17 protein-coding genes and 1 pseudogene are annotated in these 19218 nt (G+C 56.7%); 6 read left to right on the top strand and 12 right to left on the bottom strand.

What is annotated here, in order from left to right; translation table 11 throughout:
• Positions 1-35 precede the first annotated feature (35 nt).
• On the bottom strand, positions 36-2462 hold the full coding sequence (locus tag AGA_RS05050; protein ID WP_231946031.1) for a TonB-dependent receptor: 2427 nt from the start codon (positions 2460-2462) through the stop codon (positions 36-38).
• Positions 2463-2795: 333 nt separating this feature from the next.
• Here AGA_RS05050 and AGA_RS05045 point away from each other — a divergent pair, with 333 nt between their 5' ends.
• From AGA_RS05045 to AGA_RS05025, 5 genes are all read left to right on the top strand, one after another.
• Positions 2796-4841, top strand: coding sequence for a M13 family metallopeptidase (locus AGA_RS05045; protein WP_083503669.1), 2046 nt, complete (start codon positions 2796-2798; stop codon positions 4839-4841).
• A gap of 112 nt (positions 4842-4953) precedes the next feature.
• Entirely contained in the window at positions 4954-6177 is a 1224-nt protein-coding gene (locus tag AGA_RS05040; protein ID WP_231946029.1) for an energy transducer TonB, read from the top strand.
• Positions 6178-6343: 166 nt separating this feature from the next.
• Positions 6344-6775 (top strand): acyl-CoA thioesterase, encoded by a 432-nt coding sequence (locus AGA_RS05035; RefSeq protein WP_059023290.1) that lies wholly within the window; start codon positions 6344-6346, stop codon positions 6773-6775.
• A 284-nt stretch (positions 6776-7059) separates the two neighbouring features.
• Entirely contained in the window at positions 7060-7884 is an 825-nt protein-coding gene (locus AGA_RS05030; protein ID WP_059023289.1) for a ferritin-like domain-containing protein, read from the top strand.
• Positions 7885-7954: 70 nt separating this feature from the next.
• Positions 7955-8338 (top strand): VOC family protein, encoded by a 384-nt coding sequence (locus AGA_RS05025; RefSeq protein WP_059023288.1) that lies wholly within the window; start codon positions 7955-7957, stop codon positions 8336-8338.
• Positions 8339-8406: 68 nt separating this feature from the next.
• On the opposite strand, the gene AGA_RS05020 is transcribed toward AGA_RS05025, so the two are convergent.
• Both AGA_RS05020 and AGA_RS05015 read right to left on the bottom strand, forming a co-directional pair.
• A complete protein-coding gene (locus AGA_RS05020) occupies positions 8407-9177 on the bottom strand; it encodes an SDR family NAD(P)-dependent oxidoreductase (protein ID WP_059023287.1) in 771 nt (256 codons plus the stop codon).
• Between the two features lie 25 nt (positions 9178-9202).
• Positions 9203-9661, bottom strand: coding sequence for an RrF2 family transcriptional regulator (locus AGA_RS05015; RefSeq protein WP_059023286.1), 459 nt, complete (start codon positions 9659-9661; stop codon positions 9203-9205).
• A gap of 521 nt (positions 9662-10182) precedes the next feature.
• Between AGA_RS05015 and purU the strand changes: the two genes are divergently transcribed.
• Complete coding sequence (gene purU, locus AGA_RS05010) at positions 10183-11028, top strand: formyltetrahydrofolate deformylase (RefSeq protein ID WP_059023285.1); 846 nt, start codon at positions 10183-10185, stop codon at positions 11026-11028.
• A 13-nt stretch (positions 11029-11041) separates the two neighbouring features.
• Here purU and pnuC read toward each other — a convergent pair whose 3' ends face one another.
• From pnuC to AGA_RS04965, 9 genes and pseudogenes are all read right to left on the bottom strand, one after another.
• Entirely contained in the window at positions 11042-11614 is a 573-nt protein-coding gene (gene pnuC, locus AGA_RS05005; protein WP_059023284.1) for a nicotinamide riboside transporter PnuC, read from the bottom strand.
• The gene (locus AGA_RS05000; RefSeq protein ID WP_059023283.1) at positions 11601-12773 is read right to left on the bottom strand and encodes a phosphotransferase enzyme family protein; all 1173 of its coding nucleotides are present in this window, start codon (positions 12771-12773) and stop codon (positions 11601-11603) included. The genes pnuC and AGA_RS05000 overlap by 14 nt, the downstream gene beginning before the upstream one ends.
• A 3-nt stretch (positions 12774-12776) precedes the next feature.
• Complete coding sequence (locus AGA_RS04995; RefSeq protein WP_059023282.1) at positions 12777-15149, bottom strand: TonB-dependent receptor; 2373 nt, start codon at positions 15147-15149, stop codon at positions 12777-12779.
• A gap of 39 nt (positions 15150-15188) precedes the next feature.
• On the bottom strand, positions 15189-15626 hold the full coding sequence (locus AGA_RS04990; RefSeq protein WP_059023281.1) for a hypothetical protein: 438 nt from the start codon (positions 15624-15626) through the stop codon (positions 15189-15191).
• Positions 15627-15804: 178 nt separating this feature from the next.
• Entirely contained in the window at positions 15805-16215 is a 411-nt protein-coding gene (locus tag AGA_RS04985) for a hypothetical protein (RefSeq protein ID WP_059023280.1), read from the bottom strand.
• Positions 16216-16433: 218 nt separating this feature from the next.
• Positions 16434-16865, bottom strand: a complete 432-nt coding sequence (locus AGA_RS04980; RefSeq protein WP_059022869.1) for an ExbD/TolR family protein — start codon at positions 16863-16865, stop codon at positions 16434-16436.
• 72 nt (positions 16866-16937) lie between these two features.
• The gene (locus tag AGA_RS04975) at positions 16938-17363 is read right to left on the bottom strand and encodes an ExbD/TolR family protein (RefSeq protein ID WP_059022868.1); all 426 of its coding nucleotides are present in this window, start codon (positions 17361-17363) and stop codon (positions 16938-16940) included.
• Between the two features lie 3 nt (positions 17364-17366).
• Complete coding sequence (locus tag AGA_RS04970; RefSeq protein ID WP_059023279.1) at positions 17367-18374, bottom strand: MotA/TolQ/ExbB proton channel family protein; 1008 nt, start codon at positions 18372-18374, stop codon at positions 17367-17369.
• A gap of 119 nt (positions 18375-18493) precedes the next feature.
• Positions 18494-19194, bottom strand: a pseudogene (locus tag AGA_RS04965) (energy transducer TonB).
• Between the last annotated feature and the right edge of the window lie 24 nt (positions 19195-19218).

The following is a 19218-nucleotide window of genomic DNA, read 5'->3' as shown; positions in this document are numbered from 1 at the left end:
TTGCACCTAAGGGGCCAGACTACGGCTTTAACCTGCTAGAAATGGCAGGCAATCCGCCCGCCAATAAAACGCGGTTCACCGGGAATATAAAAGTACGTGGTTGTGGCCATACCGCCACTTTCCGCGTAGTGCCGGTCCAGAATATTACGGGCATAAACCGTAACATCCCACAGTTGGGACGGAGAATGTAGGGTTGCGTGCGCGCCCAGCAGAAAATAAGGCGGCAGACGGTAAAAACCCGTTCCCCCCACAGCAATGGCCTGACTACCCCGGTATTGCCAGTCCGGTCCAAAATCCAGCCTGTAACCTGTAGGCAAAGGCTGCCGCCATGTGGCCTCCCCATTCAGGGTTAGTTTGGGAGAGCCATTATCCACCCCATCAAAATTCCGCTCTATGGCTTTCCACTCATTATGTGCCTTGTAATAGGCATTGGTCGCGGCACGGTCCACGTTGGGAAAATTCTGAAAATCTCCACGCTGCCAACCAATGTTCTGTAACAGATACAAATGCCCAAACGGATGGGCCTCCAGTGTAGCCTCAAACCCCCAGCTCTGGGATTTGGGCGCATTGGTAATTTCGCTTAACGGCCCATAGTTGGGGATCAGAACAGTTCCAACAACCTGCTGGTTATGAAAATCGTTGTAAAATGCAGCGCCATTCAGGCGTAACCGACCGGGAATGGGGTCGGATTTAAGCCCCAGCTCATAGGTCAGCACCGTTTCTGGCTTAAACGGGTCAAGCTGGGCCTGCACCTGAGTATTGTTGGCTGTAAACCCACCGGGTTTAAAACCTTTGCTCATCTTATAATACAGCAAAGCCTGAGGCAGAAACTGCCACGAAACCCCAACCTGCCCAGCAAACTGGTTGGCTGCCGTGCTCTCTGGCGTAAAGGTTCTGGTTGTGCCGCCAAAGATCTGGGAGGTCAGCCCTGTTATGCCCCGGTCATCCAACTCATGCAGCAGTCCTGCCCAGATTGTAACATTATGCGGCAGGCGGTAGCTGACATTCCCGAATTCGGAAACACTTTCCTGATTCATGCCAAAGCTTGTGGCCATCATGTAACCACGGGCGGTGTAGTCCGTATAATCAAAGAAAAACCGCTGGTTCATGCGGCTACGCTGGTAGTACGCCCCCACAACCCAGTTCAGCCGACCATGCAGGGCGGCACCATTCAGCCGCGCTTCCTGCGTAAACACGTTGGCATCTATGGTGCGGTACGTATCTGCCTGCGCAAGGGCCGTCCCGTCCTGATCCGTATATTCGCCCTGCCGTTCGGTCTCAAAAGCACTAATGGCGGTAAAGGTAGCAGGGCCAAAATCATGAATGATCCGTAGGTCCGCTCCCCAATACTGGTTATGTTCGCTGGGTTTAAGGCTTGAACCCCGCCCAACAAGGTTGGCAAATTCCGGGCGCGAGGACCACTCGGCCTGCCGCCCCATGCCAAAACCCGGCAAAGCCTGTGAGCCGATCAGCCTGTAAACAGGAACAGCCGTAACCACCTGACTGTTATCCTGCACAAAATGGCCACCTAACTGAATGGTCGTACGGTCATTGGGCTGCCAGCGCAGCTTGCCACGCAGCGCCCACAGATCGGCGTCCCCCAGATGTGCGCCGTTGGTCGGGTTATACTGCCACCCACCGCCCTGCCGCGTCTGCCCTGCAAGCCGAAAGCTCCATCCCTTTGCCAAAGGGCCGGAAACATAAGCCTCACTCCGGCTGCGGGCATAGGAGGCAATATCTTCCATAGCACCGTAATGCCATGTTGAGGTGGGGTCGTTTGTGCGCAGGCGCACCTCTCCCCCTGTTGTGGACTGGCCATGTTTTGTGCCCACAGGCCCCGGGTCCACCGCGGCATCCGCCAGATCGAACAGCAAACCGTTGCTCATGGCGGCATAAGGATACGCCACGTCATCCATATACGTCAGAACGGGAGGCATGTTATTCTGCGTAAAATCGTTAAACCCTGCGCCACGCAGGTAAAAATTGGTCGATGCCGTACCGTTGATGCTTTGCATGGTCAGGTTAGGGGCAACACGCTCCAGCCCACGCAGGGTTGTCACATCCCTGTCCCGCAGCAATTCGGCACTCAGGCGGGTTGTGGCATCCGGCTCGTGCTGAGCGGCCGGAAAGGCAAAGTCATACCGGTGGCCGCCCACATCCACATGCGTTACTGCGTGGGCCGCGACCGGGCCATGTTTTGCCGGAACGGCCGCCTTTGCCGCCACGGAGCTTTTGGGCTGGCGGCTGAGCGTGCCCTCCCCTGCCTCGCCAGTCTCCGCCTTGACGGCGGGAGTTGCAAACAGACCCAACGATGCCAGACCCGCACAGCAGACCATAAGCTGCCAGCGCCTCTGTCCCCGAACCCGGGTCCGCGCAACCGGAGGAAAGCCGTATTCCTGCTGCCCCAAAATAGTCTGTATCCTCCGCCACCAATGCGCTGCCTCGTCTGGCAGGCAAGCCATGCTCCCTCAACAGGGCTGGCTCTCTCATGACGGAAACAGCCCCCCCTACGCAAGGCTGTTCCGCCCTATCCCTCTTATTTTTTAGGAAATGAGAGCGCTATTCATGCAGATTACTGTGTAATAATGCCGTCACCAACTGTAAGGTTTTTTTTAAGAAAACCTCTTCCCGCCAGAGGGTAGGCAGTCAGGAACAAGCTGGTTAAGGTGAGTTCACCTTGTGTTTTGTGAGCAAAACACGGCCAGCAATCCGTAGTGTCGCCAACACATATAATAAAGAACCGGAGCTTACCTGTGCCAGATCTGTCCTTGCGTGCCATTTTCCGCCATGCCCTCATGCTTTCTGCCGTTATTGGCGCTGGCAGCCTGGCGGGGCAGTCCCATGCAGCCTCCCAGACCGCCCCCCAAACGGCGGAAAGTAGCTTTGGTGCATGGGGCGTTGACCTTGCTGGGCGCGACCTGAGCGTATCTCCGGGGAACAATTTTTTCCGCTACGCCAATGGCACCTATCTGGACCATCTGACTATTCCTGCGGACATGACCAGCTACGGGCCGTTTAACGCGCTGGCCGAACTCTCCCGCACGCGGGTGCAGAGTATTCTGAATGACCTTTCCGCCCACCCGGTCACCAACCCCCGTAGCACGGAAGAAAAGCTTGGAACCTTCTATGCGTCCTACATGGATGCGGCAGAAGTGGAGCGCCTTGGCACGCAGCCACTCCAGCAGGATATGGACGCCATCAAGGCCATAAAGGACATGGCCGGGTTTGCGGCCCTAACTGGTACGGCCGTCGGGTCATTCCAGTTTGGCCCCTTCTCCCTTGGGATCAACCCAGATGCCAAAGACCCCACGCGTTACGCGCTTACGCTGGATCAGGCCGGGCTGGGGCTGCCGGACCGGGACTACTACCTGAAGCCCACATTCGCCGCAAAAAAAGCCGCCTACCAGTCCTATATTGAAAAGGCACTCACGCTGGCAGGCTGGCCCGAACCGACCAAAGCCGCTGCCGCCATTGTTATTTTTGAGAGCAAACTGGCCGAAGTGCACTGGGCGCGTGCGGACCTGCGTGACCCGCAAAAAACCTACAACCCCATGACTCTGGCAGAGCTGAACACCAAAGCCCCGGGGTTTGACTGGGCCGCATGGTTGGGTGCGTCCGAACTCCCCACACAGGACTTGGATAAGCGCCTCCTGATTGTTGGCGAACCTTCCGCCATTACGGGAGAAGCCCGGGTGCTGGCCGCAACGGATATGGACACATTACGTGCATGGCTGGCCTTCCATCTGGTGGAAAACGCCACAACCTACTTGCCTGACAGCTTTGAACAGGCTCGCTTTGTGTTCACAAAAGCCCTGACCGGGCAGCCAACACTGACCGCACGGTGGAAGCGTGGTGTGCAGGCCACCAGCGCCGCCATGGGCATGGCGCTGGGCAAGGTGTATGTGCAGCGCTACTTCCCCGCGGAGAACCGCGTGGTTATGCAGAAACTGACCACCGACCTGAAAAACGCCTTTAGAGTCCGCCTACAGAACAATAGCTGGATGAGCGCCGCCACCAAGGAAGCCGCCCTCCGCAAACTGGAAAACTTTGAAATTCAGGTTGGCTACCCCAACAGGTGGCGCGATTATTCAACCCTTGCTGTTAAAAAAGGCGATGTGTATGGCAACGCCCGCAATGGGGTTGCGTTTGAATGGCACTACTGGCTGGAGCGGCTGGACAAACCTGTGGACCGGAACGAGTGGGACATGACTCCCCAGACGGTCAACGCCTACAACAACCCGCTTTTTGATCAGGTTGTGTTCCCCGCCGCCATTCTTCAACCACCGTTTTTCAATATCAAGGCGGACCCAGCGGTTAACTATGGCGCCATTGGTGGTGTCATCGGCCACGAAATGACCCATTCATTCGATGATGAAGGCCGCCAGTTTGATGAGCATGGCCGCCTGCGCGACTGGTGGACAAAGGACGACGCCGAAAGGTTCCAGAAACTGGCCGATCGTCTTGGCGCACAGTATGACGCGTTTGAAGTGCTGCCCGGCATCCACGTAAACGGCAAACTGACCATGGGCGAGAACATTGCCGATCTGGGTGGGCTAACACTCGCACTGGACGCCTATCATGCCTCGCTCGATGGTAAACCCGCTCCAGTGGTTGATGGTCTAAGTGGGGATCAGCGGGTCTTTTTGGGCTGGGCGCAGGTCTGGCGCGAAAAGCTGCGGGAGGAAACCATCCGTCGGCTTGTGGTAACGGACCCCCACTCCCCCCCAGAAGCCCGCGTAAACCTGCCCATGCATAATATTGACGCATGGTACGATGCGTGGACCGTGCAGCCGGGGGACAAGCTTTACCTCTCCCCGCAACAGCGCGTTAAAATCTGGTAAAACTGTCCAGCCCCGTATGGCAGGCCATCCTGCCATACAGGACTAAGCCATGAGTGATTTTTTATAACACGCATACGTTCTGCCCCTGTAAAGTTCTCTCTGGCACCGGGGCATGAGCGATGGCAAAATAGCCTACAAATGGGCTATACACCCACACACACCATTACTCATGCAGGGCAAGGGAGAACTCGGGCGGTTCATGGTCGATAAGCGCAGTTCTTCCACAGGCCAGAATGCCCCCCTGCCCAACAGGCAGGAGCCTCGCCTCAGGCCCACACGGCCAACTCCCAACGCCGCCCCCTCTGCTGGGAGCGAGGACGCCGCAGGCCAGCAACGGCTACGGCTGTTCCCATTCAGCCCTGTGCCCAAACCACCGGGGGGTGCGGTACGCGGCACGTCCACACCGCTCATCCGCAAGGATGTTTATGCAGACCCCACGCTAGGGCCGGTCTTTACCGCCTCGGCGCTGGCGCATTTTATTCTGCTAGCGGCTCTTCTGTATCAGGCCACCCATCATGGGCAGACCGGGTCCCCTCAGGCCAGCCAGTCCTCCTCTGTGGAAATGGTTTTCTCTCAACCAATCCCTTCCACAGGGATGGTTGGTCCTCATTCGCCCGATGCAGGCGGTGGCAACGCTGCGCCACAGGCCGCTCCGCCCCCACCGGCGGAACAGCAGCCTGATACCCAGACAGCTCCCCCCGAACCCAGCGAAGCCGCACCAGATGTGCCGCCCCTGCCCCAGTCGGATGATGGCCTGCCAAAGCCCCGCCCCACGCCCCAGAAAACACGGCCAACTGAGCACAAGCCTACGGCAAAGCAATCCAACCATGCTGTGCAGCACCCGCGTGCAACCCAGCAACTCCCCAAAAACCTGCAATCCCTGCTCCAGCACCCAATGGATTACTCGTTTAACGAAGCACCTGCCCCGCGCCGTACCCTCCGTGGGCGTCCGGGCGGTTCTTCCGCCCCGCTTGACCTCTCCATTGGCCCCATGGTGGAAAACGGGCAGTTGAACGCACACTACGCGTCACGCACAAGCGTGCACGGTGTTAGCAGTGATTATGGTGCGGAAATTGATGCGTGGATCCAGCGGCACCTTTACTACCCACCAGATGCCGCCGCACGCGGTGAGGAAGGCAGCACGTCTGTGCACGTCATTCTGGACCGGTCGGGCCATGTGTTCAAAGTGTTCGAAACCGGTTCATCAACAGAGGCATTGGACGCGTCAACCATTGGCATGTTCCAAGGGGCGCAGCTACCGCCCGTACCACCGGATATGAAAGACAAGTATATCAACTTCGATGTCACGGTGAACTATATCCTGATCCGCAATTAAGCTGCCACTTTGCCCGCGCTCTGGCCTGTTTCTGACAGCAGATGTGCGGGGGCGACATGCAGATCACATAAAACTGAGGAGGCATCTCCGGGCCAAGTCTGCTTATCTGGTAAACCAGCTTATGCCGCTCCAGGCGGCCCAGAGAGATTTTAAGGACATACTTGCGATGCCACGTTCATCCAGCTCCGATCTACCGCCAGGTGTGCCGACCATCCGTGTTGTGGCCATGCCGACCGATACCAACCCGGCCGGAGATGTTTTTGGCGGTTGGATTGTCTCACAGATGGATCTTGCAGCGGGTACAACCGCAGCCTTCCGGGCCAATGGCCGTTGCGTTACCGTTGCGATCAACAGCCTTGTCTTTCTTGAACCCGTGGTCGTGGGGGATGAGGTCAGCATCTACACAAAAATCATTCGGGCCGGGCGCACCTCCCTGACTATTCATGTGGAGACATGGCGCAGGGCAAGGCACACCCACATCACCTCCAAGGTGACGGAAGGTGAGTTCATTTTTGTTGCGCTGGATGAGAAACGCCGCCCCCGGCCTCTTCCTCCCGAGGAAGACACACTCCCCGCCACCAACTGCGAAAACGCCTGACACACAGCGCAGACGTGCCCCCACCATAAAATTCCCTGTTCCAGCAGACCGCCACCCATGCCATATACACAGCAGCGCCGCCTGAGCTTGCATTGGAACCAACCGATGCAAGACATGTGGCGCGCTCAAAACAGGTGTGGTTTTTTGTCGCGCACCATTTTGCCAACACGTCATATGGTTTAAAAAATCCGCCAGCATGTCCTGCATGGGGTGTTCTGTGCATATCCGCCCAGAACACCCCATGCAGGGACGCAACAGATTTGGCATAGCAGGAGGTCCGGCACATGAAGCACTGGCAGATTGATCAACTGCCATGGGACAGGTTTGATCCCTCCAAAGTTGACCCGGAACTGATTCCCGCCATTAAGGCGGCCGCTGTTGTGGAGCGCAACAGCGTGGATTATGCGCTATACCTTAATAACGTTTTTCGGAGCGACCCGGACTTCTGCACTGCTGCCGACCATTGGGCGGAAGAGGAAATCCAGCACGGGGATGCGCTGGGCCGTTGGGCCATGCTGGCTGACCCCACATGGGATTACAAAGCCGCCTTCCTCCGCTACCGCGACTTTTACAAAATTCCGCTAAACGTGGACCAGTCTGTTCGCGGCTCCCGCACAGGAGAACTGATTGCCCGCTGTATGGTGGAAACCGGCACCTCTTCCTTTTATTCCGCTCTGGCAGATGCCACGGATGAACCCGTGCTAAAAGCCCTGTGCAAACAGATTGCGGCGGATGAATTCCGGCACTTCAAACTCTTCTATGACCATATGCGCCGTTACCTGAAGCGCGAGAACATTGGCCTTTTCCAACGGGTCCGCATTGCTCTGGGCCGCGTGACGGAAACCGAGGATGATGAACTGGCCTCCGCCTACTACACAACCAACGAACCAGCGGACCAGCCTTACGACCACACGCACTGCATTGCAGCCTACATGGCGCGGGCCATGCGGAACTACCGGCCCCAGCACCTGCGCCGCGTAACAACCATGGTGTTCAAGATTACCGGCCTGCCCCCTCATAGCTGGTTACAGTCGGTTGCATTCAAAATTTCGGAAAAACTGTTTTTCAAACGCCAGCAACGGTTTGCGCGCATTGCGGGCATAAGCTGAGCGGGGCTTGCCGCACGCGGTCTGGCGCGCCATCCTCTGGGCGTTCCAACCGCTGGAGAACAGATAAACCATGTTCACGCACATCATGGTGGGTAGTAACGATATTGCCCGCTCCAAAAAATTCTACGATGCAATTTTTGCTGCCATGAACATCCCTCCGGCAGAAATTAATGCCAAGGGCCGCATTACCTATGCCAAGCATGGGATGCGTTTTATTGTGACACCTCCACTGGATGGCAAACCCGCCACCCATGCCAATGGTGGCACAATCGGTTTTGAAGCCGAAACACCCGCCATGGCGGATGCGTGGCACAAAGCTGGCGTGGAAAACGGCGGCAAAGCCATAGAAAACCCACCCGGTGTTCGCCAATCCCCCGTTGGGCCGCTGTACCTTGCCTACCTGCGTGACCCGGACGGCAACAAGCTGTGCATTGCCTGTAAAGTGCCCGAATAATCCGTTTTATTCGGTTTTATGCTGCCCCGAAAAGCACACTGGTGTTTTTTCGGGGCAGTATCTGAAGCCTAACCCAGCATAGTCCGGTCCACAGCCAGACCGGCAGAAGCCTGACAGGTCGGCATCATTTCCACATGGTTGATGTTAACATGCGCGGGCAGGCCAAGTACCCATGCCACTGTTTCGGCTATATCCTCTGGCAACAACGGTGCAGTGCCTTGGTAAACAGCATCCGCTTTGCTTTTATCCCCCAGCCGCACCTGACTAAACTCGCTCCCCCCACACAGGCCCGGCGCAATGGTGGTGGCCCTGACCTGCTTACCCAGCAGATCGCTACGCAAATTCCGCATAAACTGGTCTACAAATGCTTTTGTGGCGCCATAAACATTGGCCCCAGGGTAAGGGTATGTGCCAGCCGTACTGCCGAGGGAGAGAACATGCCCGCTGTTACGGGCGACCATTCCCGGCAGCAAAGCACGTGTTATTTCCACCAGCCCTGTAACGTTGGTGGAAATCATTTTTTCCCAGTCCAGCGGGTTGGTCTGCCATGCTTTTTCCAGCCCAAGCGCCAGACCGGCGTTATTGACGAGCACGTCAATCTCCCGCCACCCTTCGGGCAAACTCTCTGGCAACGCTCTTACGGCGCTCAGGTCGGTCATATCCAGCCGGAATGGCATAATACGCCCGGTATCCACCTGCCCAGCCAATGCCTCAAGCCGTTCCTGCCTGCGCCCGGTCGCCACCACACGGTAGCCTTCACGCACAAGGCGCAGAGCTATGGCGTGCCCAAACCCGGCCGTGGCCCCTGTAACCAGCGCAATTTTGCCTTTTTGTGCCATTGATCTATCCCCATCCTTGCCAGAATTATGGAAGTATTGGATTTTCCGGCTGCATTAATGTCCGACGTTCATACGGCTGCAACAGGTCTGCGAGTGTGACCTTGTCCAACACCCCCATGAATGCCTCTAGCGCGGTACCCAGCACACTGCGTAGGTGGCAGCCGCCCGACAGCAGGCAGGTCACCGCATTCTCCTGCACAGGGCGCGCCATGCAGCTTACCAGCGCCATGTCCTCTTCCGTATGGCGTACCACATCCCCCACACATATGTCCTCAGCCGCGCGCCCCAGTGTCAGCCCGCCACCGCGGCCTCTTTGTGTATGCACAAAACCTCCACGTCCAAGGTGATGAATGATCTTGACCAGATGATTTTCGGAAATCCCATACGTCTGAGCCACCTCACGTATAGAAACACGCCTGTCCGTATGTACGGCCAGATACAAAAGAGTGCGTAACGCGTAGTCGGTGTACAAAGTCAGACGCATAGAAAAAAATCTGCTCCAGCGGGCTATGAATGGCAGGTTGATACACAAGGCCGAGATAAACAGAATCTATCTCTAACGCAGCCTAACTGGCATGGTTTTTATAAAATGCGAACCCACTCCCTCCCTCACATACCCTGACAACGTGGAAGAAGGAACAAATGCAGAAAGATGATGAAACATGTGCATCTGCCTGCCTTCCACAAAACTATCCACAGGGTTTTCCCGCAATCCGTCCCCTTTCCTTGTGGATAAGCTTGCTGCCCCTCCCCCCAAAACAGTACAAAAAATGTCTGTTTCCTGCGGGTTGTAGCTTTTTTAAGCTTTTATGACGCCCTCCCCCCTTGACGTCGCATTGCAACAACGAGTCGGTCTGAGGCAATTCATCCACAGCCCGACAGGCCTACCATGAAGTGACAGATGAGTTCGCCCATGCGCTGCCTGCCAATTGCGCATATACGGCCACGACTGGCACACTCTGCGCGCAACCACTTTTTAAAGACCCGAGGAGCAAACAGAGCCTCATGCAGTTCATTCTTACTTTTTCCTGCCCGGACAAAGCAGGCATTGTTGCTGGCGTAACCACTGTGCTGGCGCAGCAGGGGGCTGACATTACCGAAACCCACCAGTTCAGCGACCGCAGTACGGGCCAACTCTTCATGCGGCTGGCTTTTTCCACGCCAGAGAACACCAGCATGGCGGACATAAAAACCTGCCTTGCCCCCGTAGCGGAGCAGTTTGGCATGAACATGCGCCTGCATGATGCCGCCGTGCTGCCACGTATGATTATTATGGTCTCCCGGTTTGACCATGCTTTGCTCAACCTGCTGTATCAGGTTCGTGTTGGTTGGTTGCGGGCCGAGATTGTTGCTATTGTTTCCAACCATCAGGATAGCGAAGCCACAGCACGGCAGGCTGGGATTCCCTATTACTACTGGCCTGTAAACGCCCAGAACAAAACGGAGCAGGAAGACAAGCTACGCGCACTTGTGCACACCACACAAACAGACCTGATTGTTCTTGCCCGCTATATGCAGGTTCTCTCGGACAGCCTGAGTGCTGAGTTCAGCGGGCGGATCATCAATATCCATCACTCTTTTCTGCCGTCCTTCAAAGGCGCGCGCCCCTACCATCAGGCTTATGCCCGTGGCGTCAAACTGATTGGCGCAACCGCTCACTACGTCACGGCGGATCTGGATGAAGGGCCGATTATTGAGCAGGAAACAGCCCGTGTCAGCCACAACCTCTCACCCGATGATTATATTGCGACAGGGCGAGGTATTGAATCTCAGGTTCTGGCCCGCGCGGTCAAACTCCATACCGAACACCGGGTCATGCTGAACGGCCACCGTACCATTATTTTTTCCTGACCCCGGCAAAATTTTATCCCGAGACTGGTGGAAGTGGAGTCTGCCCCCATTTCTGCCAGCCTCTAACAGCCAGAACCACAAAAGCCGCATAAAGGGCCGCCGTAACCCACAAGGCGCGCTCCAGAAACAGAACCGTGTAAAGAACATCCACGGCCATCCATAACAGCCAGTTCTGCCGATACCGGCGCGCGCTCCAGAACTGTGCCAGAATACTATATGCACTCAACATGGCATCTGCCGTGGGCGTGGGGTCATCCGTCCAGTCATGCAGCGCTAGAGCCAGTGCCAGACCGGCAATAGCCGTAAGACCCATATCCCGCCACATCAAAGCGACCTTAGGGTATGCCACAACCTGAACACTGCCCCAGACCTGTACGCCGGAGAACCATTGCCACCAGCCATAAGCGGACAAAACAACAAACACGCCCTGCAAGGCGGCATCCGCATACAGCGCAGCCTGCATAAACACCATGCCATACAGAAGCGAGGCCAGAATAAGAACAGGCCAGCACACTACCAGCCTTTGCCCCGTTAACCAGACACCCAGAGCACTCGCTAAAGCCGCCATCCACTCAAGTGTCGTCATGCTGGCTCCAACCTCTTCTGGTACGGCGAAGCATGGCGGGTAACTTGTCCAACAGCATTTTGCCCTCGCCATAGGCAAACCATCGCCCATGCCCTAGCAAGTAATCTGTATATGCGACTTCGGCCGAGGCCGGGTCCTTCACCAAAGTAGCGTAATACCCAACTTCGGAAAGGGCGAATTCAACATGCACAAGAGGCAGAAAAGCCACGACCTGCCTGCACTCCACATCACTCAACTGCCGGACGGACTGATACCCAGCCAGAAAAGCCTCCGCCTGCTCCCATGCAATGCCACCAACGACCGGCAGAGCCAGCCAATCCACCACAGCCCGCTCAAGTGCTACGGCCAGATCAAATGGCGCGCACGTCCGATCTGCCATGCCAAAATCCAGAATGCTGCATACACTATCCATATTCCAAAGCAGGTTGGAACCGTGCCAGTCTCCATGCCCCCATGCTGGCACAATATGGGGCAAAAGCGGCTGCAAGGCTTGATGGAACGGCACCAGCACGTCCTGCACGTCCCGCTCCCATGCCCGATTTACTAGAGCTGGCAGCATATACGGTTGCCGCGCGACCCACTGCCGTAAAGCGGGTATCAACTCAGGCTGACCAATGGCCTGCATACCAGAAACCAGAGGAGCCGGTTCCTCCTCACAACGGGCAGGCCCTGCATAGTCTGCCGCAGCCAGATGCAGGGCACCTAGAGCCTTACCTGCGCCATACGCCTGTTGAGACGAAAAATAAGGCCGCCAGGACATAACATCCCGGTAAAAATCAGCACCCTTTGCAGGCAAAAAGACCTCGTAGGTCCAATCCCCCATTTGTAATGCCGTATGACCATCGTGCGTTCGCAATGGCGGGCTTACCGCAAGGTCTCTATGATAGAGATATTTTACAAAATTATGTTCATTTTCAAGAGATTTGACTGAACGTAACGTAACATGATGTCGCTTGAGCAGGCATTCCCCCTGCCCTTCAAGCTGAACGCGTGCCACAGCAGAAAACGGGCGCATACTATGCCACGCCACATGACATGGTCGCGCAATGCCTTGGAAAAACTCAAGAACTTCTGTGGACTCTTCCAAGGTCAGGCAGGGCCAATCCCTTTTCCCCTGCACACCAAGCACCCCGAACTGCGCCACAGGCCCTGTGCTCACGCCTTAAAAACCAGTGGATGCGGTAAACAGGGCCGCAAACCCACCACCAATATAATAATCAGGAGACTGACCCGAAACCACACTCCCATGCCGCCCCACGGTATCATGCGCATTCAGCGTTGGGTCCGCCACGCCAGACAGGTAATGCTGATTGGTAATATTAATAAAATTCATCCTGAACTCAGGCGCATGAAGCACGGATACGTCCTTCATCCGGTAACCAAGAGCGAGGTTCCCTGTTACGTGGGATGGCATACGCTCATCATTCATAAAGGTCGCGTACTGGTGTCCGGTATATTTGACAGTCATTACACCAAAAAACCGCCCATCATCATACGTCAATCCCGCCGCCGCCTGAAGGGTAGGAGTCCGCACGGACCTTTTACCACGGGTCGGTAACACCTCTGTGCCGGAATACAGGTCGTTATCTATGGTGGAATGCAAATACTCGCCAGAAACATAGGGGCTGATATGGTGCCACGGCCTTAACCCCACCTCCACATCCACGCCCCGCGTGGTCTGTCCGCCTGCATTGATGGTGGACTGCACCGGAGCGCCGTTAAGCATAACAAGCGTTGCAACCTGCCTATTTGTAAAATTGTAGTTGAACAGTGTTAATGTCCCAACCACCATATCATCCGCATAACGGTATCCCAGTTCTTCGGCTATGGAATACTCGTTCTTCAGGCTGTTGGTACCTTTCTGTTCCACGGCTCCACTTGTCGGATCGTACACATCATACAGGGCTGTTTCCGCCGGAGTGCGGAAATTGGTTGTTGCGTTGAAAAAGACCTGATGGTGCGGCGTTATCTGCAATCTGGCGCCCACACGCGGCAAGGGAACTGCCGTGTTTGTGCTAACACGGTATGTGCTGCCGGGCATGGCGTTTGTCCCCACGCGGGAAAACATGACTTCCTTAAAGCCCGCACTTAGCAGCAGCCTATCGTGCAACAAGGATAGGCGATCCCCTACAAACAGCGCATTGGTCTGGGAAATTGTGTGGTTATTGGCTCCCCACAGTTCCTGCCCATCAGCACTGCGTAGCGGGCTCCCGCCCCATATGGAGCCGGCTGAACCTGATAAATCCAGCGTGGAAAACGTCTGTTTTTCCGTGTCATCTCCATAATCGTACCAGTAGCCCAGCACCAGATCATTGGGACCGCGCTTCCAGTCCAGCGCCGCGGTAAACCCCGACCGATAACTCCGCTGCGTATAATCCGTCCGTACTGACATAATACCGCTCGGATTATTAGCCATATCTGGCGTAAGCTGCACAGGCTCCACACCATTGAACAACCCGGTTGTTGGCAACTGCATACCACCGGGGGCATTGCCATAGGCTCCCTGCGCATAAGGGGTAATTTTAAGGTCCAACCCACGGGTCAGGTTGAGGTTAACGGGGGCTGCCATATACAATGTACGTTCTGGCTGGCGGGCCAGCCGCCAGTAATCCGTTCCCCCCACATCGTTCCCCGCATTGTAACGGGCAGCAAGGTTGTTGGCCCCATGCACACCATCGGCTTGCCAAGCGTCTTTTGTAACCTGCGGATAATAGCTGTCTATCGCCTGATTCCATGAGCCCAGCAGCGCGGCATTGCTATATTGCCCCCATGTTTTAAGCAGCTTGAAGTCCACATGCTGCCGCTCATCCCGCCCCGGACCACGCCAGTTATCCGTGGCCGCATGGGAGTAGGATACAAACCCGCGCAGACCAGTTTGCGCCACATCACCACTTTCCAACCTCAGGAACTGGCGGTTGGTGTTGTATGAACCGTAAGACGTATCAAACATGCCGCCGGCCTTGTCCGCAGGCGTTTTAAAGCGGAGCTTCATCAACCCGCCCGCAGCATTCAGAACCGGGCTATCCAGATCGGGAGCCCCCTGTTGTAGGCCAATGGTTTCGTAATTTTCACTATCTGCAAACTGGCTGGGGTAACCTGTGTAATAAGCAATGTCGTTCAGGGGCATCCCTTCAAGCACATAGCCTATGGCATCCCCATTCATGCCACGCACGGTAATATTGGTCTGGGGCGAAAATCCAAATGGGTCTGACCCGCTTACGACTGCACCCGGTAATTGGGCAACAAGGTCAAACGCTGTGGCGGAAGGAGCCTGATGGGCAATATATTCCGCATTGATCACACTTTCTGCCTGCGGTTCAGTGGCAGGGCGGATCAGCCCTCCACCAGCAGGTAAATGCGCCGGGTTGGCATGGACTGTTACAACCTGTGTTTTATCTGCCTGCACAGGCTCCGCCGCCCGCGCGGGTGTGACCAATGCGGCAGTAAAGACGGCAGACACCCCATAACAGGCCCATACGCCCCATATGGTCTGATACTTTTTGCAACCCTTATCCAGCGCACACCTTCCCTTCATGCTCCTTGTCCTAGCAGGACTCTAGCGCATGAAATGGATTTAGTTTCCTTCTTCGTTGGATTTATCCCCCAGCACAATCGTCTGGTCAGAAATGGAAACATCCGTAACCGCAGGGCGTTGCAGCGCCTCAGAGGTATCGCGCGCAATACCGGCTGTTTTATCCTTAAGGTCGGCCAGTTCTTCGCGCACATCCGACAGAATTTCCAGCAAAGCGGCATGGTCTTCCGATGCACGCTGGTCCGCGCCTTGGCTTAGGACCGCGTTACCAACCATCAGAGCGGGCAGCGCCACTAGCTGAATGCAGTTACTGATGTACAACAGTGTATCCTGCCACTGGGGAAGCAGAACGGGCACCAGCGAGAACACAAAAAAAGCATAAACACACCAGATGCTGCCAAACAGCATGGTCATTTTTACCGCAACGGCCACGTTAATCCGCGCGATAAGGGACTTAGCAATCGTTTCAGGTTTCCGCATGGTGTCTCTTCTTATGTTACGCCGCGCACGCATAAGCCGCCGGCAATGCTGCCTGCGCTGTAACATACTGCAATCACCTTGTCCGCCAACCACAACGGGCAGCACGGTTGTTCTGCATGGAGCAAATACGTGCTTCCCCTCCACAACACGCAGAATAGCCTAGCCAGTCGGCGCCCCTTTACCCTTCGGGCAGAAATTTACGCAGGAACCGTAAACGAAAAAACGCCGCGTGGCCCCGCGCGGCATCGGTCTTGCGCAGGAATACACCCACCACGTAGGTGCCATCCTGCTCCGGCCTGCCAACATATGCCGCCGCATTCTGCACCATGCTGTTATACACTTCCGCCCCCGCAGGGTCCCGGACCCAGAAGCTAACGCGCGCACTTTTGGCGTTACAACCGACAAGCAGGAACTGCCCCGCTCTGGCGGGCACCTTGTACTGCACGACCTCTTCCCCCTCGACCGTGCCAGCAACGGTTGCCTCGCCCCTATTGGTCCGAAAATGGACCGTACGCTGGTAAGCATGCGCGTAGCTTGTGTGCTCCGCCAGCAACACGGCCGCCATAAGCACCCCGCACAACCAACGCATAATCTTCAGCCTCCTTTTGTACGCTCCCATTCTCCAGCCCTGCCATACGCCAGACCTGCTTTGGGGTTCCTCGGGAAGCACCATACACCGCGTATTTTCCACCCATGATGTTGTTTTTATGATTTCTGGCAGCCAGTTCCCTCGGTTCTGGTCCGCGCATAAAAAAACGGGCCAGCCTTTCGGCCGCCCGCTTTTTTACACTCGGGGTCTATCCCCTTTTACTGATCGACGAACTGTTCCTGCCCGACGATGCCCATCTGTGTCACACCGAGGCGCTGTGCATCGGCCATGACATGGATGACAGTCTTGTAGTCAGCCAGCCTGTTGGGCTGGATGTGGAATTCCGGCTTGGGCTGTGCGGCTGCAATCTCACGCAGGTGCGCCTGAAGCTCGTCCTCACCGTTGACCGGCTGCCCGTTCCACGTAATCGAATTATCAAAGTCCACCACAAGGGTAACCACCGGAACCTCCTCCGTCGAGGGAGGTGGATTGCCCTGCGGCAGGTCAATGGCAACGGATTGTGTCTGCAACGGAATGGTGATGATCAGCATGATCAGCAGAACCAGCATCACGTCAATCAATGGCGTGGTGTTGATGTCTACAATGCCTTCGTCTTCCGTTGTGCTATCCGACCCGACATTCATGCCCATGATCAGTTACTCTCTTCACTCCTGCCGCCCGCGCTCTGTAGCGCGGGGGACGGGGGCCGCAGCCCGCCGTTATCAGTTCGTCTTCGGCTTCTCAGTAATGAAGTCGATATGATAGATGCCGGCCTGCTGGCACGCGGCCACCATTTTGCCCACAGTCTCATACCGGGCCTTCATGTCCCCACGGATCTGGATCTGCGGCTGCGGTTTTAGCACAGCCACTTTTTCCAGATGCTCCAGCAGGTCCGCCTGGTCCTTTAGCTGTGTTTCATCCCAAAAGGCCGTCCCGTCCGCCGTTACCGCCAGCACCACGTTGCTCATGCTGGTCTGCGTGGGCTGGTTCATATCACGCGGCAGGTTGACCTTGACCGTGTGGGTAGCGACCGGAATGGTGATCAGGAAGATGATCAGCAGAACCAGCATCACATCCACCAGAGGGGTCGTGTTGATGGCGGAGACGACTTCGTCGTCCCCCCCCTCGTTGCCAACCTGCATACCCATGGTTCAGCCCACCCGGTTGGAAGTTGTGACTGTGGTCGGGGAGTTATCGCTGTTCACCCGCACCGCTTCTGCTACTGCACCGTGGCGCACGCCACCGATGAGGATGGACTGCAGGTCATCGGCAAAGTCACGCACCTGATCCATGGCACCCTTGTTGCGACGGACCAGCAGGTTGTAACCCAGCACCGCAGGCACAGCCGTAGCCAGACCAATGGCGGTCATGATCAGGGATTCACCCACAGGACCGGCAACCTTGTCGATGGAAGCCTGACCGGCAATGCCGATGGCGGTCAGCGCGTGGTAGATGCCCCACACCGTGCCAAACAGCCCGATGAACGGGGAGGTGGAGCCCACGGTGCCAAGGAAGGCCAGACCCTTCTGCAGGCTGTTCTGGATGTTGTTGACCGCACGCTGGATGGACATAGAGGTCCAGCTATGCAGGTCAATGGCTTCCTGCATCGTGCCTTCATGATGTTCAGCAGCGGTAATACCCGTATCGGCGATGTAGCGGAACGGAGAGGTGGAGGCGAGAGCGGACGCCCCTTCCTGAATGCTGTGTTTGGTCCAGAAGTTTTTGGTAGCGTCTTTGCTGGCGGCAAACAGACGGCCCTGCTCGATGAACTTGGTGATCATGATGAACCATGTGCCAAGGGACATGACGAGCATAATCAGCAGCACGCCGCGGGCGATGATGTCACCATTGGACCACAGGGCCGACAGGCCATACGGGTTGGCTTCATCCTTGGCTTCCGGTGCCGAAGCGGGAGCCGGGGCTTCAGCCGCTGGGGCTGGCGCGGTTGTGCCATCGGTCGGCACCGGGGTGGTGGCGGTGTCCGGGGCGGCGGGGGTAGCCGGGCCGGGGGCCGGGGCAACCGCACCATCAGCCGGAGCCGTGGCGACCGGAGCTGCTGCATCCTGCGCAAAAGCGGCAACCGGGGCGGCCGTGCTCATCAGCAACGCCAGAGCCGGGGCGGCAAGACCTGACACAAAAGAACGGGACAGTCTGGTCATTTTACTCAAGATCCTCATCAAAATGGCCCGGTCTCAACCTCTAACGGGGGTGGACCGGGCGGTCCGTTAGTGCGTTATCCCATGGTGGTCCGGCATCAAGCCGGCCCGTCTATTCTGCGTCAGTCATCCAGCCGGAACCTGATGACATACGTCTTGTTCAGCTCCCGCACAGGCACCCCGTTGCGGGTTGCGGGCCTGGTAACGGGCCTTGCTGCACGTAATCCAGCGCGGATTGGGCAAATGCCTGGCCACCGGTTACGGACTGCACACGGCAGTTGCTGGTCATGCCGGTTGTTTCCACATCACACACAACTGTTACGCGACCTTCAATGTTGTCTTCCTCCATTTCTGGCGGATAGACGGGGCGGACATTGTTCAGCGGCGAGGTGCCTGCTGTTGTATCCGGCGAGTCATTGGGCGGCGTATCCGCAGGGGGCGCCTTGGCAGTCTGGGTCGGCGGGGCCGATGGCTGCTTGGGCGGCGTGCGGGCCACGTGCTTCATGGGTGGCTTGGGTGGCGGTGGCACCTCAATCTTTGGCGGCGGAATAAACGGCGGCGGCGGCACCGTCATGACCGGCGGCGGTGGTGGTGGCGGCGGAGGTGGCGGCGGTGGCGGGGGTGGCGGCAGAACGCGCGTCTGAATGGGCGGCTTGGGTGGTGGTGGAGCACTCTCCCCCTTCCCCATTCCACTGATCAGCCCCCACACGCCAAGAATGTGCAGTAAAAGAACAGCAACAAAAGCGCCAACTACAACAGCAGTGCCGACCTCCAGATCATACCGCTGAGCTTTCTTCTTTTGCTGTTCAAGCTCATTTGTCATGTCAGTTCTTCTTTATCATAACCA

It is taken from the genome of Acetobacter ghanensis (assembly GCF_001499675.1).
Lineage (GTDB): Bacteria > Pseudomonadota > Alphaproteobacteria > Acetobacterales > Acetobacteraceae > Acetobacter > Acetobacter ghanensis.
This window is presented reverse-complemented; position numbering and strand designations above follow the sequence as displayed.